Genomic DNA, 22,733 nt, shown 5'->3' with positions numbered 1-22,733 from the left:
TTGCCGCGTAAACGTCCGTATCAAGCAGGCCGTTCCGCACTGTCGGCCCATACGGGAATCGCAGCGCGGGCGTCAGAAAAACGTGAAGCCGTCCGGAATCCGGACGGCTTCACGTGAAGGAAGGACGACTCAGTGGTTGCGCGGGAACCCGAGGTCGACGCCCGTCGGGGCGTCGGCCGGGTCGGGCCAGCGGGTGGTGACGACCTTGCCGCGGGTGTAGAAGTGCGTGCCGTCGTTGCCGTAGATGTGGTGGTCCCCGAAGAGGGAGTCCTTCCAGCCGCCGAAGGAGTGGTAGCCCACGGGCACCGGGATCGGCACGTTCACACCGACCATGCCCGCCTGGACCTCCAGCTGGAAGCGGCGGGCCGCGCCGCCGTCCCGGGTGAAGATCGCGGTGCCGTTGCCGAAGGGCGAGGCGTTGATCAGCGCCACACCCTCCTCGTAGGTCTCCACGCGCAGCACGCACAGCACCGGGCCGAAGATCTCGTCCCTGTACGCGTCCGCCGTCACCGGCACCCTGTCGAGCAGCGAGAGACCGATCCAGTGACCGTCCTCGTAACCCTCCACCGTGTAACCGGTACCGTCCAGGACAACCTCGCAGCCCTGCGCCGCCGCGCCCGTCACGTACGAGGCCACCTTGTCCCGGTGCACGGCCGTGATCAGCGGACCCATCTCGGAGGCGGGGTCGTTGCCGGGACCGATCCTGATCTTCTCGGCCCGCTCGCGGATCTTCTCCACCAGCACATCACCGACCGCGCCGACCGCGACCACGGCCGAGATGGCCATGCAGCGCTCGCCCGCCGACCCGTAGGCCGCCGAGACGGCCGCGTCCGCCGCCGCGTCCAGATCCGCGTCCGGGAGGACCAGCATGTGGTTCTTGGCGCCGCCCAGGGCCTGGACGCGCTTGCCGTTCACGGACGCCGTGGCGTGGATGTGGCGGGCGATCGGGGTCGAGCCCACGAAGGACACGGCCGCCACGTCCGGATGCTCCAGAAGGCGGTCGACGGCCACCTTGTCCCCGTGCACGACGTTGAAGACACCGTCCGGCAGCCCGGCCTCGGCAAGCAGCTCGGCGATCTTCATGGAGGCCGACGGGTCCTTCTCCGACGGCTTCAGCACGAAGGTGTTGCCGCACGCGATCGCGATCGGGAACATCCACATCGGCACCATCGCCGGGAAGTTGAACGGCGTGATGCCCGCGACCACACCCAGCGGCTGCCGGATCGACGCCACGTCGACCTTGGAGGCCACCTCGGTCGACAGCTCGCCCTTCAGCTGCACGGTGATCCCGCACGCCAGATCGACGATCTCCAGCCCGCGCGCCACCTCGCCCAGCGCGTCCGAGTGCACCTTGCCGTGCTCGGCGGTGATCAGCTCCGCGATCGCGTCCCGGTTCGCGTCCAGCAACGCCCGGAACCTGAACAGGATCGTGGACCGCTTGGCCAGCGAGGACAGACCCCACGTCGCGTACGCGTCCTTCGCGGCGGCGACCGCGGCGTCCACCTCGTCGACGGTCGCGAAGGCGACCTGGGTGGTCACGGCGCCGGTCGCCGGGTCGGTGACCGGCCCGTACGTACCCGACGCACCCGCGGCATTTCCGACGGGCTTGCCACCGATCCAGTGGTTGACGGTCTTCGTCATGGCCAAAAACTCCTTCACAGATGGCGGCGTCGGGCGGCGACGTGCCGGTCGTACTCCTCGCGTGCCTTGACCGCCGACGATCGGGTCGCGGTCTCGGCCACAGGTACATCCCACCAGGCTTGGGCCGGGGGCGCGCCCGACACTGTGTCTGCCGTTTCGGTCTCCACGTAGACACATGTGGGAGTGTCCGCGGCACGCGCCTCGGCAAGGGCCTCCCGCAGGTCACGGACGGTCTTGGCGCGCAGCACCCGCATGCCGAGGCTGGCCGCGTTGGCGGCGAGATCGACGGGCAGCGGCGCCCCCGTGTACGTACCGTCCCCGGCGCGGTAGCGGTACGCGGTGCCGTACCGTTCGGCGCCCACGGACTCGGAGAGGCCGCCGATGGAGGCGTAGCCGTGGTTCTGGAGTATGAGGACCTTGATCGCGACGCCCTCCTGCACGGCGGTGACGATCTCGGTCGGCATCATCAGGTACGTGCCGTCGCCGACCAGCGCCCACACGGGCCGGTCGGGGGCCGCCATCCGGACGCCGATCGCGGCCGGGATCTCATAGCCCATGCACGAGTAGCCGTACTCGACGTGGTACTGGTCGCGCGACCGGGCCCGCCACAGTTTGTGCAGGTCACCGGGGAGCGAACCGGCCGCGTTGATCAGGATGTCGTCCTCGGTGACGAGCTCGTCGAGGATGCCGAGGACCTGCGGCTGGGTGGGCCGGATGTCGAGGTCCTCGGCCTCGTACGCCGCGTCGACCCGGTACTCCCAGCGCTCCTTGTCGTCCGTGTACTCGGTGGCGTACGCGGGCTCGACGCGGTGCTCGTGCAGCAGCAGCGCCTCGGTGAGCGCTTCCAGGCCGGCCCGCGCGTCCGCGATCAGCGGGATCCCCGACAGCTTGTGACCGTCGTACGGCGCGATGTTGAGGTTCAGGAAGCGGACGTTCGAGGCGGCGAAGAGGGTGCCGGAGGCGGTGGTGAAGTCGGTGTAGCGGGTGCCGACGCCGATCACCACGTCCGCGGTGCGGGCGAGTTCGTCGGCGGTCGCGGTGCCGGTGTGACCGACGCCGCCGACGTCCTGCGGGTGGTCCCAGCGCAGGGACCCCTTGCCGGCCTGGGTGGAGGCGACCGGGATGCCGGTGCCGGCGGCCAGTTCGGCGAGGGCCTCCTCGGCGCGGCTGTGGTGGACTCCGCCACCCGCGACGATCAGCGGGCGCCGGGCCTCGCGGATCGCGGCGACGGCGGCGGCCAGCTCGGAGGCGTCCGCCGCCGGACGGCGTACGGTCCAGGTCCGCTCGGCGAAGAACTCCTCCGGCCAGTCGTAGCCTTCCGCCTGCACGTCCTGCGGCAGCGCGAGCGTGACGGCGCCGGTCTCGACCGGGTCGGTGAGCACCCGCATGGCCTGCAGGGCGGCCGGGATCAGCGCCTCGGGCCGGGTGACCCGGTCGAAGTACTTCGACACCGGGCGCAGACAGTCGTTGACCGACACATCGCCTGCGTACGGCAGTTCGAGCTGCTGGAGCACCGGATCCGCGGGGCGGGTCGCGAAGATGTCGCCGGGCAGCAGAAGCACCGGAAGGTGGTTGATCGTCGCGAGCGCGGCCCCGGTGACGAGGTTCGTCGCGCCCGGACCGATCGATGTGGTCACCGCGTGCGTCGACAGCCGGTTGCTCTGCCGTGCGTAGCCGACCGCCGCATGAACCATGGACTGTTCGTTACGTCCTTGGTAGTACGGCATCTCATCGGCGTACTCGATCAGTGCCTGGCCGAGCCCGGCGACATTGCCGTGGCCGAAAATGCCCCAGGTGGCGCCGATCAGTCGTTGCCGCTCGCCGTCCCGCTCGGTGTACTGGGCGGCCAGGAAGCGCACCAGCGCCTGTGCGACCGTCAGCCTCGTCGTCGAGGTCATCGGTATCCCTCTGTGCTTTCTACGTGTCCCGGGTGGAAGCAGATCCGCCACTCCCTGTCCGCTCCCGGTCCTGCCATCACGTTCAGGTAATACATCGTGTGGCCGGGCTGGGCGATGGACGGGCCGTGCCATCCGTCGGGGACGAGGACGGCATCGCCGGTGCGGATCTCGGCGAGGACGTCGGAGCCGCCCTCGCGCGAAGGGAATACGCGCTGATAGCCGAATCCGTTCGGGCCGTCGATCTCGAAGTAGTAGATCTCCTCCAGCTCCGACTCGACGCCGGGCCGGTGCTCGTCGTGCTTGTGCGGCGGATAGGAGGACCAGTTGCCGCCGGGAGTGATGACCTCGACGGCGATCAGCTTGTCGCAGTCGAAGGCGTCGGCGGAGGCGAAGTTGCGCACCTGGCGGGCGCAGTTGCCACTGCCGCGGTCTTCGACGGGAACCTCCGGCGCGGGGCCGTAGCGGGCGGGGAGTCGGCGCTCGCACTTCGCTCCTGCCAGGGCGAAGCGGCCTCCCGCACCGGAGGCGATCTGAGCCCGGGCGTCGCGGGGCACGTACGCGAAGTCGGTGACTCCCGCGAACACGCTGTCCCTGCCCAGGATTTGGAACTCTTCGTCCTCTATGTGCACGGTACAGGCGCCGCTGAGTGGAAGCACGATCCACTCGCTGTCACCGGTGGTGAAGGTGTGTGTGCCGCCCGGTTCGAGCTCCACGACGCGCAGGCTGCTGTGGCTCCAGCCCGCGCGCTTGGGGTCGATGTCGACGGCGTACAGCCCCCCGGCGGTGGCGCCCTTGGGCACGTACAGGCCGTTGCTCTTGGTCGCGTCCGTCATCGGGTCCGTCATCGGGTCCGTCATCGGGTCCGTCATCGGGTCCTCACAGCAGTCCTACGGCGGTGTCCACCGCGGCGGTCACGTCCCCGTCGGCCGGGTAGAGCAGCGAGCGGCCGACGACCAGGCCCTGCACGGTGGGCAGTTGGAGCGCGCCGCGCCACTTCTCGTACGCGCCCTCCTGGTCCTCGCCGACCTCGCCGCCGAGCAGCACGGCGGGCAGCGTGGAGGTCTCCATGACCCGGGCCATGTCGTCCGGGTTCTCGGTGACGGGGACCTTCAGCCAGGTGTACGCCGAACTGCCGCCCAGACCACTGGCGATGGCGATGGACTTGATGACGGCTTCGGCGCTCAGGTCGTTGGCCAGTTTGCCTTCGGGCGTACGACGGCTGAGGAACGGCTCGACGAACACCGGGAGGCGACGCTCCGCCATCTCGTCGATCGCGCGGGCGGTGGATTCGAGGGTGGTGAGCGAACCCGGGTCGTCGTAGTCGATGCGCAGCAGCAGCTTGCCCGCGTCGAAGCCGAGCCGCTCGATGTCCTGCGGGCGGTGGCCGGTGAAGCGGTCGTCCAGCTCGAAGGAGGCGCCCGCCAGGCCGCCGCGGTTCATCGAGCCGAGGACCACCTTGTCGTCGAGGGCGCCGAGGAGCAGCAGGTCGTCGAGGATGTCGGCGGTCGCGAGCACACCGTCGACGCCGGGACGGGAGAGCGCGAGGCAGAGCCTCTCCAGCAGGTCGGCGCGGTTCGCCATGGCGAACTTGCGGCCGCCGACGGCGAGCGCCCCGCGGGCCGGGTGGTCCGCGGCGACGATCATCAGCCGCCCGTTGTCGTTGAGGAGGGGGCGCCGGCGGCGGCGCGTGGCGGCCTCGGCGATCGCCTCGGGGCGGTGGGCGCGCAGGCGGACGAGTTCGGCCGGGTCGACCGTCCGGGCCGGGGTGGCAGTGACCGCGGGAGTGGGGGTCGTGCTGGCGCCTGCGCCCTCGTGCCCCTCTCGCCCCTCGTGTCCCACGCGTCCGGCCCTCAACGGACCGCTCCTGCCGTGAGCGCGTTCTCGACCTCTTCGGGTGTGGGCATTGCGGAGGAACACTCCAGTCGGGAGGCGACGATGGCACCGGCCGCGTTCGCGTGCCGCATGATCCGTTCCAGGTCCCAGCCGGCGAGCAGGCCGTGGCACAGGGAGCCGCCGAAGGCGTCACCGGCGCCGAGACCGTTGAGGACCGTCACCGGGAGGGGCGGGACCTCGGCCGAGGTCCCGTCGCGGTGGACGGCGAGAACGCCCTTGGGGCCCTGTTTGACGACGGCGAGCTCCACACCGGCCTTCAGGAGCGCCTCGGCCGCCGCGTGCGGTTCACGGACGCCGGTGGCGATCTCCACCTCGTCGAGGTTGCCGACGGCGACCGTGGTGTGGCGCAGGGCCTCGGCGTAGAAGGCTCGGGCGGAGGCCTCGGGGTCCTTCCAGGCTGTGTCTTTCCAAAACATGGGCCGCCAGTCGAGGTCGAAGACCGTCGTGGCGGACCTGGCACGGTGGGCGAGCGCCGCGAGCGTCGCCGTACGGCTGGGCTCCTCGCTCAGGCCGGTCCCGGTCACCCAGAAGATGCGCGTCTCGCGTACGGCGTCCAGGTCGAGGTCGTGCGCGTCGATCTCCAGGTCCGGGGCCTTGGGCTGCCGGTAGAAGTACAGCGGGAAGTCGTCCGGCGGGAAGACCTCGCAGAACGTGACGGGTGTCGGCAGTCCGGCGACCGGGGTGACCCAGCGGTCGTCGACGCCGAAGTCGCGCAGCGCCTCGTGGAGGTACCTGCCGAAGGCGTCGTCGCCGGTGCGCGTGATCACCGCCGTACGCCGTCCGAGCCGGGCCGCGGCCACCGCGACGTTCGTCGCCGAGCCGCCGAGAAACTTCCCGAAGGACGTCACCTGCGCCAGCGGGACCCCCGTCTGCAACGGGTAGAGATCCACGCCGATCCGCCCCATGGTGATCAGGTCGTACGCCATCGAGTTCCCTTCGCTTCGGCTGCACCCAGGTCTAGCCCCGCGCGGGGAGCCCTGTCAACAGTTTGTCCAGACATTCGGACCAGGCCTTGACACCTCTCTCATGTCGCCCGAAGCTGACGCCCATGACGTCGTTGTCACCGCAGGCATCACCTCAGTCCTCACTGTCCCGCATCCGGATCGGTTCGGCTCCGGACTCCTGGGGCGTGTGGTTCCCCGACGATCCCCAGCAGGTCCCCTGGCAGCGCTTCCTCGACGAGGTCTCCCAGTCCGGGTACGAGTGGATCGAGCTGGGCCCCTACGGCTATCTGCCCACGGATCCGGCCGTACTCAAGGAGGAGACCGCGCGGCGCGGGCTCACCGTGTCGGCCGGCACCGTCTTCACCGGACTGCACCGCGGTCCCGAGGTCTGGGACGCCACCTGGGCGCATGTCTCGGACATCGCGGCGCTCACCCAGGCGATGGGCGCCGAACACCTCGTCGTCATCCCGGCGTTCTGGCGGGACGACAAGACGGGCGAGGTGCTGGAGGACAGCACGCTGACGCCCGCGCAGTGGCGGAGTCTGACCGCCCAGACCGAGCGGCTCGCCCATGAGGTGCGGGAGCGCTACGGGCTGAAGATCGTCGTCCACCCGCACGCCGACACACACATCGACAGCGAGGAGAACGTCACCCGTTTCCTCGACGCGACCGACTCGTCGCTGGTGTCGCTGTGCCTGGACACGGGCCACTACGCCTACTGCGGCGGCGACAGCGTCAAGCTCATCGAGACGTACGGGGAGCGCATCGGGTACCTGCACCTCAAGCAGGTGGATCCGCAGATCCTGGCGGAGGTGCGGGCGAACGAGGTGCCGTTCGGGCCCGCCGTCGGCCGGGGCGTGATGTGTGAACCGCCGTCCGGCGTCCCCGCGCTCGAACCCGTCCTCGCCGCCGCCCAGCGGCTCGACGTCGAGCTCTTCGCGATCGTCGAGCAGGACATGTACCCGTGCCCGCCGGACAAGCCGCTGCCGATCGCCCAGCGCACCCGGGCGTTCCTGAGGTCCTGCGGAGCGTGAGCCACCCCCTGAAGTCCTACGGAGCGTGACCGCTCCCTGAGGACCCGTGGAGGCCTGCCCCCGCGGGTGGCCGTGGGGGCCCGTCGAGAGCCCGGGGCTCGGCGGGCCTTCCGGCCCCGCTGTGCCGCGTTGCACCATGGGTGTTCGCCAGGTGCGGGCGGCGGCGGGAGGGCCGATGGTGACGGGAATCGTCTCGCGGGCGGGGCAGGGGCCGGGCGGTGCCTGGGAGACGGTTCTCGCGTCGCCCCATCCACGGCTGCGGCCCGGGGTGATCAGCTACCGCGGGATCCGGCTCGCCCTCGACCGGCCGCGGCGCAGGCTGGAGGCGCCGATCGGCGCGGCGACGCTGCTGCTCGGCTTCGAAGGGCCCCTGCGCATCTCCCGCGCGGGCCGGCCCCCCGTCACCCTCGGATCGGTGTTCTCCGGACCGACCACCACCGCGGCCGTCGGTGAGCACGGCGGACGGCTGGCGGGCATCGAGGTGCTGCTCGCACCGTGGGCCGCCTTCACCCTCTTCGGGACTCCGCAGTACGAACTCGCCGACCGGGCGGTGGATCCGGACGAACTCCCGCATCTCCTGGGCGCGCGTTCCGGCCGTGACCGCTGCAGCAGCATCGGTGAACTCTCCGCCGCGCTGGCCGCGTTGCCGGGCTGGACGGAACGGTTCGGACTGCTCGACGACGTGCTCACGCGCTGGACCGGTGCGGGGACACCCGGCTCCGCTCGGGTGGTGCGCGCCTGGACCCAGCTGCGGCGGACCTGGGGCGCGGTGCCGGTGCCCCGGCTCGCCGAGGACGTCGGCTGGAGCGTACGGCAGTTGGAGAATCGTTTCCGGGAGCAGATCGGGCTCGGGCCCAAGGCGGCGGCCCGGGTGCTGCGCCTGCAGCGGGCCCGGCGGCTGCTCGCCGCGGGGCGGTCACAGGCCGAGACCGCGGCGGCCTGCGGCTTCTACGACCAGGCGCATCTGAGCGGGGAGTTCCGGACGATGACGGGCTGTACGCCGGGGGAGTTCACCGCGGCGCGGGAGGCCGAGCCGGCCGCGCGGCCCGGTCCGCCGGGGGCCGACCGGATGGCGGGGGAGGCGACGAGCCTGGTGCTCTCGCCCGCCCTCTCCCCCGGCCGGAGCGATCAAAGTGCCCGGGGTGCGATTTTTTCCAAGACCGGCGGGCTCCGTTGATTGCAGGCTGAGCGTCAGGCGGCTGGTCCCGGGGGGATGCGGGCGGCTTCCGAGGGGGATGCGGGGAGCCGGTGGGTCGGGCCTGACAACAGGGGGGATCCCCCGCTCCCACGAAGGTGGGGGCCCGGGGAACGGGCCCGACCCATCGTGCGCGTGCGTCGGGCGCGTACATCGGGCGCGTGCTGCGCGTGCTGACGGAACACCCGGCACGTGCGGTGCATACCCCCGGTACACACCCTCCGCGCCGCTGTCCCCTCGGGCACGAATGCATCACTCGTGTCACAAAAACCACCTCCCTGTCACACATGTCGCGTGTACGCAGATCTTGCGTCACACCCGGTCGACAGGCACTGCCCTGCGGTCACGCTGTGTCGTTCACGGGGCACAGGCTTTGTGATCGCCAGCGCAGCGCCCGGCTCCCCCGACGGCCGCCCCCCGGCCGCCGCCGCGACGCGCGCAGGGAGGTGCCACTCATGACCGACCGTAGGCTCTGGTCGTACAAGGAGATCGCGGCGCACATCAAGGTGCAGCCGGACACCGTTCGGTCCTACCGCAAGCATGGGCTGCTGCCTCCGCCCGACCATGTCGAGAGCGGCAAGCCCTACTGGTATGCGGACACCGTCCGGGCCTGGGTCGCCGCCCGGCCGGGAAACCGCGGCCGCAGAGACTGACCCGCCTCCGACCGAGCCGCCCACCCCGACCGTCCGCCCTGCCCTGCCCGGGCCCGCCCACCCCGACCGTCCGCCCGTCATAGCCGTCCGCCGGCCGTGCCCCGTCCCTCCTGCGCGGGGCACGGTCTTGTTCGTTCGCCCGCGCGCCGACCGGCCGCCGAGGATCCGGAGATGAGCTTCTCCGTCGAATCCGCCCTCACCGGCGAGAACGAGTGGGCCTCCCACCATGGCCGCCCCGAGAACTCCACGCTCAGCTCCACGGTTCGATGACCGTCACCCCCGCCCCCGGTGTCGTGCCCAGCGCCGCCAGCGCGGCCGGTGCCGCGTCCAGTGGGATGGTGGAGGTGACCAGGAGGTCGGGGCGGAGCACCCCGGCACGGACCAGCTCCAGCATGCGCGGGTAGGCGTGGGCCTGCATCCCGTGGCTGCCCAGGAGTTCGAGTTCGAGGCCGATGACACGGGCCATGGGAACCGCGGGGTCCTGGGGCAGCAGGCCGACCTGCACATGTCGGCCGCGGCGCCGCAGAGCGTTCACCGAGGCCGCGCAGGTGAGCGGGGAGCCGAGCGCGTCGAGGGAGAGATGGGCGCCGCCGCCGGTCAGGGCGCGGACCGCCGCCGCGGTGTCCTCGACCTGGGCGGCGTCCACGGTCTCCGCCGCCCCGAACTTCCGGGCCAGGTCCAGGGCCCGGGGCGAGAGGTCGACCGCGACGACCCGCGCGCCGGAGGCCGCCGCGATCATCACCGCCGACAGCCCCACGCCCCCGCAACCGTGCACCGCGACCCACTCCCCCGCCGCCACCCTGCCCTGCGCGACCACCGCGCGGAACGCCGTGGCGAACCGGCAGCCCAGCGACGCCGCCGTCGCGAAGGACAGTTCGTCCGGCACCGCCACCAGGTTCACATCGGCGTGGTCCAGCGCCACGTACTGCGCGAAGGACCCCCAGTGGGTGAACCCGGGCTGGGTCTGCCGCTCGCACACCTGCTGGTCGCCCGCCGCGCAGGAGGCACAGCTTCCGCAGGCGCAGACGAAGGGCACCGTGACCCGGTCGCCGGGGCGCCAGCCGGTCACCCGCGCGCCGACCGCCTCGACGACCCCCGCGAGCTCATGGCCCGGCACATGCGGCAGGGTGATGTCCGGGTCGTGCCCCATCCAGCCGTGCCAGTCGCTGCGGCACAGCCCCGTGGCCTCGACCCGCACCACCACCCCGTGCTCCGCGGGCGCCGGGTCCGCCACCTCGCGTACCTCGGCCGGCCCCTCGTACCGCTCGAACACCACTGCCCGCATCCGTCTCGCCCCTCCGCCCGGAGATCACCCTTGCGAAGCGCACGCTAGCCGCGCGCTTCGACCTTGTCCCGCTCCCGATCACCCGTCTCCGAGATGCCGTCCGCGGTGCCGGCCGCCGGTGCCTCGCCCTCGCTCAGGCCGAACCGGTCGTGGAAGCGCCGCAGCGGGCCCGGCGCCCACCAGGTCGCGCGACCGGTGAGCCGCATGACCGCCGGGACCAGCAGACTGCGTACGACCATCGCGTCCATCAGTACGGCGAGCGCGATGCCCAGGCCGAGCATCTTGGTGTTGGTCACGCGCGAGGTGCCGATCGCGACCATCACCACCGCGAGGATGACCGCGGCCGCGGTGATCAGTCCACCGGTGCGCTGGAGGCCGAAGCGGACCGCCTCCCGGTGGTCGCCCGTGTGGTCGTACTCCTCCTTTATCCGGGAGAGCAGGAAGACGCCGTAGTCCATGGACAGGCCGAAGGCGACGCAGAACATGAGGACGGGCAGGGTCGTCTCGATCGAGCCCGAGCTGGTGAAGCCGAGCAGGCCCGACAGATGGCCGTCCTGGAAGACCCAGACCACCGCGCCGAACATGGCCGTCAGGCTGAGCGCGTTGAGCAGCACCGCCTGGATCGGGATCAGCACGCTGCCCGTGAGGAGGAAGACCAGGAGCAGGGTGACGATCGCTATGAAGGCCGCCGCCCATGGGAGCCGCTCGGCTATCGCATGCTTGGAGTCGACCAGGACCGCGGCCGTGCCGGTCACCGCCGTGTCGAACGGGGCGTCCGTCGCGCGCAGTTCGCCCACCAGCCGCTGGGCCCCCACGTCGACGGCCTCGCCCCTCGGCAGCACCGTGAAGTACGCCGAGTCGCCCTTCACCAGGGGCCCGTCCACCCGCAGCGTCTCGGGCAGCGCGGCGATCCGGTCCTTGTAGGCAACGTACTGGGCCTCCGTCGCCGGGCCCTGCGCGAGCACCTCCAGGGCGCCGCCGGGGCTGCCCGGGAAGCCGTCCCGTATGTGCTGCTGGACGACATGGGACTCGGCGGCCGAGGGCAGCTGACGGTCGTCCGCGGTACCGAACTTCACTCCCAGGAACGGCAGTCCGAGGACGATCAGACCGACGGTGGTGGCGACCGCGAAGACCGGCGCCCTGCGCATCACGAGGGAGGCCATCCGTCCCCAGGCGGCCCCGTCCCCGCTCGCCGGGGGCTTTCCACGCCTGAACAGACGCCGCAGGTCCAGGGAGTTCACCCGGTGTCCCAGCAGGACCAGCGCCGCCGGGAGCAGGATCAGGGCTGCGGCCGCCGCCAACAGCACCACGGCGATGCCCGCGTAGGCGAAGGACCGCAGGAAATACTGCGGGAAGAGCAGCACCGCGGCCAGCGACACGGCGACCGTCGCGGAGGAGAAGAGGACCGTGCGGCCCGCGGTGCGCAAGGTCGTGCCCATGGCGGTGCGCGGCTCGGCGCCCGTGGCCAGCTCCTCGCGGAACCTGCGGACGATGAACAGGGCGTAGTCGATGGCGAGGCCGAGGCCCAGGGCCGTGGTGAGGTTCATCGCGAAGACCGAGACGTCGGTGAACTCGGTGAGGCCGCGCAGTACCGCGTTCGTGCCCAGGATCGCGACGATGCCCACCCCGAGCGGCAGCAGGGCCGCGACGGCGCTGCCGAAGACCATCACCAGCAGCACGAGGGTCACCGGCAGGGCGATCACCTCGGCCCGGGTCAGATCCTCACGGATGGTGGTCTGCATCTCGTGCTGCACGGCGACGGGGCCGCCCACCTTGATCTCGACCGGGCCGTGTGTCCCCCGGTACGAGGGCGCGAGACGGTCCAGGGTCTCGCTCGCGGTCTTCTCGTCACCGGTGATCCGCGCGGCGATCAGTGCCTCGTGCCCGTCCTTCGCGCGCAGGGCCGGTGCGCCCGACTCCCAGTAGGAACCGACCCCCGTGACGCCCCGCTCGGCGGCGAGCCGCGCCGCCAGCCGCTTGGCCTCGGCGGCGACCGAGGGATCGTCGACCGAGGCGCGCCCCGAGTCGAGCAGGAGCAGCAGATTGGGCTGCGAGGCGGGGAACTCCCGCTCAAGTGCCTTCGTCGCGTAGGTCGACTGGGCGGTCGGGTCCTGCCAGCCGCCGCTGCCCAGCCGGTCGGCGACCCCGCTGCCGGCGACCACGGCGAGCGCGGTGAGCAACAGCGCGACGAGGAGAGACAGCCGGGGCCGCGCCGTCACGAACCGGGTCCATCCGCCCAGCCGCGAACCGTCGCCGGCACGCGGGCCGCCACCCCCTGAGGAGCCGCCACCCCCTGAGGAGCCGCCACCCCCTGGGGAGCCGTCGCCCGCACGCCTGCCGTGGCCGTCCTTCGCGCTGTTGACTTCGGTCATCGTGCGGTGTCCCCTTCACCCTGCCCCGCTGCCCGTGCTGCTGTCCGTACTTCTGTCCGTACTTCTGTCCGTACTTCTGTCCGTACTTCTGTCCGTGCGTCCGAGCAGGCAGCATGGGTCGTCCATTGCCATAAACTGGCAAACACGAGAGATCGCTCGCGTTTCACCAGAATGCGAGCGACCACTCGTGTTTGTCAATCACGTTCGGAGAGCTGGGGATAACTCGTGCCCGAGAAGCCCGAGAAGCCGGAGAAGCCAGAGCAGTCGGAGAAGCCGGAGAGGCCCGAGAAGTCGGAGAAGCCCGAGAGGCAGCGGGCCGGCGACGAACAGCCACGCCGTCGGCAGGCCCGCGGCGAGCGCCGGATCGCCCAACTGCTGGAGGCCGCCGCCTCCGTCTTCTGCACCACCGGCTACGCCGCCGCCAGCACCAACGCCATCGCCCGCGAGGCGGGCGTCTCCCCCGGCACGCTGTACCAGTTCTTCCCGAACAAAGAGGCCATCGCGATCGAGCTGGGCGACCGGCTCATGCACGAGATGCGTGACATGTACGGCGAGGCACTCGCGCCGGTCGACCCCGCGACCCCGCTGATGGAGGCGGTCGGCGCCGCCGTCGACCGCTTCATCGACTTCAGCTGCGAGCACCCGGTGTTCTTCGCGCTGATGCACGGCCCGGACATCCCGGGCCGGATCGCCGAGGAGCACGACGCCCTGCACGCGACCCTGATCTCCCGGATCGAGGGGCTGCTCACCTCCCTCCTGCCCGACACGCCCGCCACCGAGGTCACGCGCACCGCGCACATGTGCCTGGGCATCCACAAGGCCGGCCTGGAGCTGGTTCTCGCGCACGAAGGGGCCGAGCGCGCGGCGTACGTCCAGGAGTTGAAGGACGCCCTGTTCCGCTACATCGAACCGCTGACCAGGGACAGGACCCTCACCCCGGCGGGCCACACCGGCGCCCCCACGGAATTCACCACACCCCCGGCCCCCTGACAGCGCGGGCCGGACCGGCCGGGGGCGGCGGGGTCGGCCGAGGAGGCGGGGTCGGCCGGCGACACGACCGACTCCGCGCCGCGACCGGCCGACAGCGCGGCCGACCCCACGGCACGCCGGTCACGTCCCGGCCGAGGGGCGGGCACCCCGGCCGAGGGGCAGGCACCCCGGCCGAGGGGCAGGCACCCCGGCCGAGGGGCAGGCACCCCGGCCGAGGGGCAGGCACCCCGGCCGAGGGCAGGCGGCCGGCCGAAGGCAGACCCCCCGGATCGCTACATAGCGTTCCATACCGCTACATAAGGTGCATTTGCCATAAGGTTCGGACAAATCATCCCGAGCCCAAGGGACAGGCCGTGACCCAGAATCAGCCGCCCGGTGCACCCCGGGCCCGCATTCCCGGACCCCAACAGCCCCCGCCGTCGTACCCGCAGATCCGTGCCGGGCTGTGGCAGCGGTGCCTGGGTGGCGGGCTCGCGCTCTGGGCACTGACCGCGATCGTCACGTACACGACCAGGAACACCACGCTGCTGCCCACCCTGATCCTGCTCGGCAGCTTCCTGGTACCCGTCGTCTTCGTGCTGTGGGCGTACGAGCGGCACGGCCGTGACCTCGGCGTCCATGCGATCCTCGGCTGCTTCCTGACCGGCGGGACCCTCGGGGTGCTGGGCGCGTCGCTGATGGAGTACCACCTCCTCCACCCCTCGCTGTCGATGTACGTCGGCGTCGGGCTGATCGAGGAGGCGGCCAAACTCGCCGCGCTGATGTTCGTCCTGCGCCGCCACCCCCGTATCCGCGGACCGCGGGCCGGTCTCGTGCTCGGCGCGAGCGTCGGCTTCGGTTTCGCGACGCTGGAGAGCGCGGGGTACGCCTTCGACGCGGCGGTCTCGCTCGGGGGCGTGGATCTGCGCGCGCTACTGGAGACCGAGATCCTGCGCGGGGTGCTCGCCCCCTTCGGGCACGGCCTGTGGACGGCGATCGCGGGTGCGGCGCTGCTCACGTTCCGCCGAACGAACGGGCGTTTCCAGCTCATCGGCCCGGTGGTCGGCGCCTGCCTCGGCGTGTCGCTGCTGCACGCCCTCTGGGACTCGACGCACGACCTCGCGCTGTGGCTGGTCGCACGGCTGACCACGACGGGGCTCGGCCCGACCCTGTTCGGACAGGGACACCTGCCGCACTCCACCGACGAGCAGAAACATCTCTTCACGCTGTTCTCGGTGGGCGGCCTGGTCCTCGTCTCGCTCGCGGGAGTCGCCTGGGTGCGCGCGCTGACACGCCGCGACATCGCTTGGAGAAATACCCCCTAGGGGTATAGTGTGGTCCACCCAAGCAAGTCACCCAAGCCCCACGCGCCTCGACGAGGAGTACGCCATGACCGCGCAGATCGATTCCCCGGCTTCCGTCACGACCGTCTACCAGGTGAGCGGAATGAGCTGCGGGCACTGTGAAGGCTCGGTCTCCGGTGAGATCTCCGAGATCGCCGGGGTCAGCTCGGTGAAGGCGGTGGCCGCGACCGGTGAGGTGACGGTGATCTCCGCCGCGCCGCTCGACGAGGAGGCCGTGCGTGCCGCCGTCGACGAGGCGGGCTTCGAGCTCGTCACCAAGGCCTGAGACGCCCATCTCGCCCTCACTCCCGCACCCACTCTCGCCGCCACCCCGACCCCGACCCTGACCCTGACCCTGACCCTGACCCTCACCAGTCAGTCGTTCTTCCCCTTCACCCAGTTCCCGCGCATCACCCCGTTCTTCACACGTCACACGTCGCACATGGCACGTCGCACTTCACACAGCTCTCCGCACCGGGCCGTACCGACCAGCTGATACTGGCTCCGTACGGCCCGGCTCATTCCTGGAGCCGGACCATGACCACCGCAGCACCCGAGTCAGCCATAGCCGGGACGACCTCGACACCCGCAACATCCGAAACACTCGAACCATCCGCGACGGACGCGGCCTCCGCAGCCTCGGAAGTGGAGCTCACGATCGGCGGGATGACCTGCGCCTCCTGCGCGGCCCGCGTCGAGAAGAAGCTCAACCGCATGGACGGCGTCACCGCCACGGTGAACTTCGCGACCGAGAAAGCGAAGGTCTCCTACCCGGTGGGGGTAGCGGTCGCCGATCTGATCGCCACCGTGGTGAAGACGGGCTACACGGCCGAGGAGCCCCCGCCGCCACGGATCGAGATGCCGGAACAGGCCGCCTCCACCTCCGCTGCCGCTGCCGTCTCCGCCGACGCGGCCCCCGAACTCGCCTCCCTGCGCGAGCGGCTCGTCGTCTCCACGCAGGGAGACGCGAGCGGCTCGTCGTCTCCACGCTGCTCGCCCTGCCGGTCGTCCTGATGTCGATGGTCCCGGCGCTGCAGTTCGACAACTGGCAGTGGCTCTCCCTGACGCTCACCGCGCCGGTCGTGGTCTGGGGCGCGCTGCCGTTCCACAAGGCGGCGTTCACCAACGCGCGGCACGGCGCCGCCACCATGGACACGCTGGTCTCGGTCGGTACGCTCGCCGCCTTCGGCTGGTCCCTCTGGGCGCTGTTCTGGGGCCACGCGGGGATGCCGGGCATGCGGCACGGTTTCGACCTCACCGTCTCGCGCACGAACGGGTCGTCGACGATCTACCTCGAAGTCGCCGCCGGTGTCGTCGCGTTCATCCTGCTCGGCCGCTACCTGGAGGCCCGCTCCAAGCGGCGGGCCGGGGCGGCGCTGCGGGCCCTGATGGAGCTGGGCGCCAAGGACGTCGCGGTGCTGCGGGACGGCCGTGAGATCCGTATCCCCGTCGCGCGGCTCACGGCGGGCGAGCGTTTCGTCGTACGGCCCGGCGAGAAGATCGCCACCGACGGGACGGTGGTGGAGGGTTTCTCCGCGGTCGACGCCTCCATGCTGACGGGCGAGTCGGTGCCGGTGGACGTGGCGGTGGGCTCCTTCGTCACGGGCGCGACCGTCAACGCCGGCGGACGGCTGGTCATCGAGGCGACCCGGGTCGGCGCCGACACCCAGCTCGCACGGATGGCACGGCTCGTCGAGGACGCGCAGAACGGCAAGGCCCAGGTGCAGCGCCTCGCCGACCGGATCTCCGGGATCTTCGTGCCCGTGGTGCTGCTGATCGCGCTCGGCACCTTCGGGGTGTGGCTCGGCGTCACGGGTGACACCGTCGCCGCCTTCACCGCGGCCGTCGCGGTGCTGATCATCGCCTGCCCGTGCGCGCTCGGTCTCGCGACCCCGACCGCGCTGATGGTCGGCACGGGCCGCGGCGCCCAGCTCGGCATCCTCATCAAGGGCCCCGAGGTCCTGGAGTCCACCCGCCGCGTCGACACGGTCGTCCTGGACAAGACCGGCACGGTGACGACGGGACGGATGACGCTGCAGGAGGTGTACGTCACCGCGGACACCGACGAGAACGAGCTCCTGCGGCTCGCAGGCGCCTTGGAACACGCCTCCGAGCATCCGGTGGCCCGAGCGATCGCCGCGGGCGCTCAGGAGCGCGCTGGGGCCCTTCCGGCGGTGGAGCACTTCGAGAACGTGCCGGGGCTCGGCGTACGCGGCCGCGTGGCGGGCCACGACATCCAGGTGGGACGGCTCCACGGGGGCACGCTTCCGGAGGAGTTGGCCCGCGCCAAGGCCGGGGCCGAGGCGGAGGGCCGTACGGCCGTCGTGGTCGCCCGGGACGGGGTGGCACTCGGTGTCCTGACCGTCGCCGACGCGATCAAGGAGAGCAGCGCCGAGGCCGTGCGCGCACTGCGCGGCCTGGGGCTCACGCCGGTCCTGCTGACCGGGGACAACCGGGCGGTCGCGGAGTCCGTGGCGCGTGCCGTCGGCATCGACCCCGGGGATGTGATCGCCGAGGTGCTGCCCGAGGACAAGGTCGCCGTCGTGGAGCGGCTGCGGGGTGAGGGGCGCACCGTGGCGATGGTCGGGGACGGGGTGAACGACGCGGCGGCGCTCGCCACCGCCGACCTGGGCCTCGCGATGGGGACGGGGACGGACGCGGCGATCGAGGCGAGCGATCTGACGCTGGTGCGCGGGGATCTGCGGGTGGCGGCGGACGCGATCCGGCTGTCCCGGAAGACCCTGTCGACGATCAAGGGCAATCTGCTGTGGGCCTTCGGCTACAACGTGGCGGCGCTGCCGCTCGCGGCGGCCGGACTCCTCAACCCGATGATCGCGGGGGCCGCCATGGCCTTCTCGTCGGTGTTCGTGGTGACGAACAGCCTTCGACTCAGGACATTCTCATGACGTCGGAGTAAGAGTCCCCCTAGAGTCCAACGGGAGCCTCACATAAGCTCTTCACAAGGCTCGCGCATCTTCCTTACGCTGGGGCCCCGATTGGCATATCGGGGCTCTCGCGTATCTTCAGGACATACGCAAGAGACGCAGATCACAGTGATGTGAACGTAACCATCGAAGGGGTTCGTGAGTCTAAGTTGGCGATGCCAGAGACGTCTTGGGGGGCGTTCTCTGACATCTGGGGATGTCTTGGGGGACGTTCCCGGAAATTGCGTTGCCGGGGCACGTACGCCGGGGAGCTTTGAGCGGCCCTCCCGTCCGTACGGGTCCCGGCAGAGCGCACGGTAGTAGCACGCAAGCACGACAGCAGTACGCAGCAGTACGCAGCAGTACAGAGAGTTTTGCTCGTTTTGCTCATGGCCACCGGACCGGTCGGCCGGAGCGGCGCGTCAGCACACTCGCAGCGATTCAGGCGCTGTCCCACAGACGCCCGGCCGGATCCCGTGGGGGGAATCCGCACCGGGACAAGGAAAGCGCCCTGACTGCCGGCCCGTGGGGGGACCGGTAGCAGGGCGCTTTCCGTTTTTTTTAAGGCTCGGTTCGCCTCCGGGGCGCCACAGCCAGGGCTGCAGTGACCGAGATGACGACCCGGCGGCTACGAGGTCAGCGGGACTCGACCGGGACGAAGTCGCGCAGAACCTCGCCCGTGTAGATCTGGCGCGGGCGACCGATGCGGGAGCCGGGCTCCTTGATCATCTCGTGCCACTGGGCGATCCAGCCCGGAAGGCGGCCGAGGGCGAACAGGACCGTGAACATCTCGGTCGGGAAGCCCATGGCGCGGTAGATCAGACCGGTGTAGAAGTCCACGTTCGGGTAGAGGCTGCGCGAGACGAAGTAGTCGTCGGAGAGCGCGTGCTCCTCCAGCTTGAGCGCGATGTCCAGCAGCTCGTCGGACTTGCCGAGCGCCGAGAGGACGTCGTGCGCGGCCGCCTTGATGATCTTCGCGCGCGGGTCGAAGTTCTTGTACACGCGGTGGCCGAAGCCCATCAGGCGGACGCCGTCCTCCTTGTTCTTCACCTTGCGGATGAAGGAGTCGACATCGCCGCCGGAGGCCTGGATGCCCTCCAGCATCTCCAGCACGGACTGGTTGGCGCCGCCGTGCAGCGGTCCCCAGAGCGCGCTGATGCCGGCCGAGATCGACGCGAACATGTTCGCCTGCGAGGAGCCCACCAGGCGCACGGTGGAGGTCGAACAGTTCTGCTCGTGGTCCGCGTGCAGGATGAGCAGCTTGTCGAGCGCGGCGACGACGACCGGGTCCAGCTCGTACTCCTGCGCGGGCACCGAGAAGGTCATGCGCAGGAAGTTCTCGACGTACCCGAGGTCGTTGCGCGGGTAGACGAAGGGGTGACCGATCGACTTCTTGTAGGCGTACGCCGCGATCGTCGGGAGCTTGGCGAGAAGGCGGATCGTCGAAAGGTGACGCTGCTTCTCGTCGAACGGGTTGTGGCTGTCCTGGTAGAACGTCGACAGGGCGCTGACCACCGACGACAGCATCGCCATCGGGTGGGCGTCGCGCGGGAAGCCCTGGAAGAAGCGCTTGACGTCCTCGTGCAGCAGGGTGTGCTGCGTGATCTCGTTCTTGAAGGTGGAGAGCTCGTCCACGTCCGGCAGCTCGCCGTTGATCAGCAGAGAGGCCACCTCCAGGAAGGTGGAGCGCTCGGCCAGCTGCTCGATCGGATAGCCGCGGTACCGGAGGATGCCCTGCTCACCGTCGAGGTAGGTGATCGCGGATTTATAGGCGGCAGTGTTGCCGTATCCGCTGTCGAGAGTCACGAGCCCGGTCTGGGCGCGGAGCTTCCCGATGTCGAAGCCCTTGTCGCCGACGGTGCTGTCGATCACCGGGTAGGTGTACTCGCCATCGCCGTACCGCAGTACTACAGAGTTGTCGCTCACGTCATCCCTCACCGACGTTGTGCCTCTTCTTCGAGGTGCCCTGACTGTCTCTACCATCCCCCATTTGGCCCTGGAGAGTGCACTCGGGGTCGACCATTGGGCCTATCGGCGGCACTCAGTGCCGCCAACCTGCTCATCCTGCCCCCGTTCGCCCTGGTTCCGGAAGTGCTGTGTGAGCTTTGCGACTCATTTGATCGATCATTTTTTGTGATGTCTCCGCCGGGACCCCCTCAGCCGCCCGCGAGACGGAAGGCCAGGGCCGTACAGCGGCGGCCCGCCGACACCGTGCGGACCGCCTGGCCGATCGCCTTGCGGGAGCCGACGAGGACGACCAGCTTCTTGGCCCGGGTGACCGCCGTGTAGAGAAGATTGCGCTGGAGCATCATCCACGCACTGGTGGTGACCGGGATCACCACCGCGGGGTATTCGCTGCCCTGGGAGCGGTGGATCGTCACCGCGTACGCGTGGGCCAGCTCGTCGAGTTCGTCGAAGTCGTACGGAACCTCCTCGTCCTCGTCCGTCAGCACCGTCAGGCGCTGCTCCTCGGCGTCCAGTGTTGTGACCACGCCCACCGTGCCGTTGAAGACGCCGTTCTCTCCCTTGTCGTAGTTGTTGCGGATCTGGGTGACCTTGTCACCGACGCGGAAGACGCGGCCGCCGAAGCGTTTGTCGGGAAGGTCGGGGCGGCCGGGCGTGATCGCCTGCTGCAACAGGCCGTTGAGCGTGCCCGCACCCGCCGGGCCCCGGTGCATCGGCGCCAGGACCTGGATGTCCCGGCGCGGGTCGAGACCGAACTTGGCGGGAATCCGCCGTGCCGCCACGTCCACCGTGAGCCGTCCGACCTCCTCGGTGTCGTCCTCGACGAAGAGGAAGAAGTCCTTCATGCCGTCGGTGACCGGGTGCTGCCCGGAGTTGATGCGGTGTGCGTTCGTCACCACTCCGGACTGCTGGGCCTGCCGGAAGACCTGGGTCAGGCGGACGGAGGGGATCGGGCCGCGGTCGGCGAGCAGATCGCGCAGGACCTCGCCGGCACCGACGCTGGGAAGCTGGTCGACATCTCCCACGAACAGCAGGTGGGCGCCCGGCGGCACCGCCTTGACCAGCTTGTTGGCGAGGAGCAGGTCGAGCATGGAGGCCTCGTCCACGACCACCAGATCGGCGTCCAGCGGCCGGTCCTTGTCGTACGCCGCGTCCCCGCCCGGCCTGAGTTCCAGGAGTCGGTGCACGGTGGAGGCGTCCGCTCCGGTCAGCTCGGCAAGTCGCTTGGCGGCGCGGCCAGTCGGCGCCGCGAGCACGACCTTCGCCCGCTTCGCGCGCGCCAGCTCCACGATCGAGCGGACCGTGAACGACTTGCCGCAGCCGGGGCCTCCGGTGAGCACGGCGACCTTCTTGGTGAGCGCCAGCCGGACGGCCTCCTCCTGGGCGGGCGCCAACTCCGTGCCCGTACGCCCCTTCAGCCAGGTCAGCGCCTTGTCCCAGGCCACGTCATGGAACCCGGGCATCCGGTCCTCGGTGGTGCGCAGGAGGCGCAGCAGCTGGGCGGAGAGGGAGAGTTCGGCGCGGTGGAAGGGGACCAGATAGACGGCGGTGACCGTCTCCGGGCCGCCGTCGGGGCCGGGGACCTTCTCCCGTACGACGCCCGGCTCCCGTACGGCACCGGGTTCGTGCTCGTCCTCGCCCGGCTCCGCCAGTTCGGCAAGGCACTCGATGACCAGGCCCGTGTCCACCTGGAGCAGCTTCACCGCGTCCGCGATCAGCTGTTCCTCGGGGAGGAAGCAGTGGCCCTGGTCGGCGGACTGCGAAAGGGCGTACTGCAGGCCCGCCTTGACGCGCTCGGGGCTGTCGTGCGGGATGCCCACGGACTGGGCGATCTTGTCGGCGGTCAGGAAGCCGATGCCCCAGACGTCGGCGGCCAGGCGGTAGGGCTGGTTCTTGACCACCGAGATCGACGCGTCGCCGTACTTCTTGTAGATGCGGACCGCGATCGACGTCGACACCTCGACGGTCTGGAGGAAGAGCATGACCTCCTTGATCGCCTTCTGCTCCTCCCAGGCCTCCGCGATCTTCTTGGTGCGCTTGGGGCCGAGGCCGGGGACCTCGATGAGGCGCTTCGGCTCCTCCTCGATGATCTGGAGCGTGTCCAGTCCGAAGTGCTGGGTGATGCGGTCGGCGAAGATCGGACCGATGCCCTTGACCAGACCGGAGCCGAGATAGCGGCGGATGCCCTGGACGGTGGCGGGGAGCACTGTCGTGTAGTTCTCGACGGTGAACTGTTTGCCGTATTGCGGGTGGGAGCCCCAGCGGCCCTCCATGCGGAGCGACTCCCCGACCTGGGCGCCGAGGAGTGCGCCCACGACGGTGAGCAGGTCGGCGGCGCCCCGGCCGGTGTCCACCCGGGCGACCGTGTATCCGTTCTCCTCGTTCGCGTACGTGACTCTTTCCAGCACCCCTTCGACCACCGCCTGCTGCGGCTGCCGATTCCCCGCCTGATTGGACATGATCCGACGCTACCGCCCGCCCCTGACAGCGCGCGGACCCGCGGACCACATCTCCGGCATCTCCGACGCCCCCCGCCGGCATGCGGACGCTGTGGAGAACATCACGATCCGGCCTCAGGCACTTGTCAACTTCCGTGTAATCGATTCCAATCCCTCGT

General features: G+C 70.5%; 15 protein-coding genes and 1 pseudogene. 7 read left to right on the top strand and 9 right to left on the bottom strand.

Annotated elements, in window-relative coordinates; translation table 11 throughout:
* Positions 1–129: 129 nt before the first annotated feature.
* The 5 genes from mmsA to iolC all read right to left on the bottom strand — a co-directional run bounded on the left by mmsA (position 130) and on the right by iolC (position 6,358).
* On the bottom strand, positions 130–1,641 hold the full coding sequence (gene mmsA, locus RV986_RS33835) for a CoA-acylating methylmalonate-semialdehyde dehydrogenase (protein WP_475921003.1): 1,512 nt from the start codon (positions 1,639–1,641) through the stop codon (positions 130–132).
* A gap of 14 nt (positions 1,642–1,655) precedes the next feature.
* Entirely contained in the window at positions 1,656–3,539 is a 1,884-nt protein-coding gene (iolD, locus tag RV986_RS33830; protein ID WP_475921002.1) for a 3D-(3,5/4)-trihydroxycyclohexane-1,2-dione acylhydrolase (decyclizing), read from the bottom strand.
* Positions 3,536–4,372: a 5-deoxy-glucuronate isomerase gene (gene iolB, locus RV986_RS33825; RefSeq protein ID WP_475924532.1), complete on the bottom strand. Its 837-nt coding sequence runs from the start codon at positions 4,370–4,372 to the stop codon at positions 3,536–3,538. The genes iolD and iolB overlap by 4 nt, the downstream gene beginning before the upstream one ends.
* Positions 4,373–4,415: 43 nt before the next feature.
* Positions 4,416–5,267: a Cgl0159 family (beta/alpha)8-fold protein gene (locus RV986_RS33820; RefSeq protein WP_475924531.1), complete on the bottom strand. Its 852-nt coding sequence runs from the start codon at positions 5,265–5,267 to the stop codon at positions 4,416–4,418.
* Positions 5,268–5,389: 122 nt separating this feature from the next.
* The gene (gene iolC / locus RV986_RS33815; RefSeq protein ID WP_475921001.1) at positions 5,390–6,358 is read right to left on the bottom strand and encodes a 5-dehydro-2-deoxygluconokinase; all 969 of its coding nucleotides are present in this window, start codon (positions 6,356–6,358) and stop codon (positions 5,390–5,392) included.
* Between the two features lie 122 nt (positions 6,359–6,480).
* Here iolC and RV986_RS33810 point away from each other — a divergent pair, with 122 nt between their 5' ends.
* The 3 genes from RV986_RS33810 to RV986_RS33800 all read left to right on the top strand — a co-directional run bounded on the left by RV986_RS33810 (position 6,481) and on the right by RV986_RS33800 (position 9,258).
* Positions 6,481–7,410: a sugar phosphate isomerase/epimerase family protein gene (locus tag RV986_RS33810; protein ID WP_475921000.1), complete on the top strand. Its 930-nt coding sequence runs from the start codon at positions 6,481–6,483 to the stop codon at positions 7,408–7,410.
* Between the two features lie 175 nt (positions 7,411–7,585).
* Complete coding sequence (locus RV986_RS33805) at positions 7,586–8,587, top strand: AraC family transcriptional regulator (RefSeq protein ID WP_475920999.1); 1,002 nt, start codon at positions 7,586–7,588, stop codon at positions 8,585–8,587.
* A gap of 473 nt (positions 8,588–9,060) precedes the next feature.
* Positions 9,061–9,258, top strand: a complete 198-nt coding sequence (locus tag RV986_RS33800) for a helix-turn-helix transcriptional regulator (RefSeq protein ID WP_475920998.1) — start codon at positions 9,061–9,063, stop codon at positions 9,256–9,258.
* Between the two features lie 250 nt (positions 9,259–9,508).
* On the opposite strand, the gene RV986_RS33795 is transcribed toward RV986_RS33800, so the two are convergent.
* The gene (locus RV986_RS33795) at positions 9,509–10,543 is read right to left on the bottom strand and encodes a zinc-dependent alcohol dehydrogenase family protein (RefSeq protein ID WP_475920997.1); all 1,035 of its coding nucleotides are present in this window, start codon (positions 10,541–10,543) and stop codon (positions 9,509–9,511) included.
* A 44-nt stretch (positions 10,544–10,587) separates the two neighbouring features.
* Positions 10,588–12,915, bottom strand: a complete 2,328-nt coding sequence (locus RV986_RS33790) for an MMPL family transporter (protein ID WP_475920996.1) — start codon at positions 12,913–12,915, stop codon at positions 10,588–10,590.
* Between the two features lie 363 nt (positions 12,916–13,278).
* Here RV986_RS33790 and RV986_RS33785 point away from each other — a divergent pair, with 363 nt between their 5' ends.
* The 4 genes and pseudogenes from RV986_RS33785 to RV986_RS33770 all read left to right on the top strand — a co-directional run bounded on the left by RV986_RS33785 (position 13,279) and on the right by RV986_RS33770 (position 18,133).
* Positions 13,279–13,905, top strand: coding sequence for a TetR/AcrR family transcriptional regulator (locus RV986_RS33785; RefSeq protein WP_475924530.1), 627 nt, complete (start codon positions 13,279–13,281; stop codon positions 13,903–13,905).
* Positions 13,906–14,258: 353 nt separating this feature from the next.
* Positions 14,259–15,209: a PrsW family intramembrane metalloprotease gene (locus tag RV986_RS33780; protein ID WP_475920995.1), complete on the top strand. Its 951-nt coding sequence runs from the start codon at positions 14,259–14,261 to the stop codon at positions 15,207–15,209.
* 64 nt (positions 15,210–15,273) lie between these two features.
* A complete protein-coding gene (locus RV986_RS33775) occupies positions 15,274–15,513 on the top strand; it encodes a heavy-metal-associated domain-containing protein (protein ID WP_475920994.1) in 240 nt (79 codons plus the stop codon).
* 251 nt (positions 15,514–15,764) lie between these two features.
* Positions 15,765–18,133, top strand: a pseudogene (locus RV986_RS33770) (heavy metal translocating P-type ATPase).
* Positions 18,134–18,787: 654 nt separating this feature from the next.
* Here the strand turns inward: RV986_RS33770 and RV986_RS33765 are convergent.
* Both RV986_RS33765 and recD2 read right to left on the bottom strand, forming a co-directional pair.
* Positions 18,788–20,077: a citrate synthase gene (locus RV986_RS33765; protein ID WP_475920993.1), complete on the bottom strand. Its 1,290-nt coding sequence runs from the start codon at positions 20,075–20,077 to the stop codon at positions 18,788–18,790.
* 230 nt (positions 20,078–20,307) lie between these two features.
* On the bottom strand, positions 20,308–22,575 hold the full coding sequence (recD2, locus tag RV986_RS33760) for an SF1B family DNA helicase RecD2 (RefSeq protein WP_475920992.1): 2,268 nt from the start codon (positions 22,573–22,575) through the stop codon (positions 20,308–20,310).
* Positions 22,576–22,733 lie beyond the last annotated feature (158 nt).

Source organism: Streptomyces sp. RLA012 (genome assembly GCF_056270325.1).
Note: the sequence above shows the minus strand (reverse complement) of the source record. Positions and strands in the feature narration are given on the sequence as shown.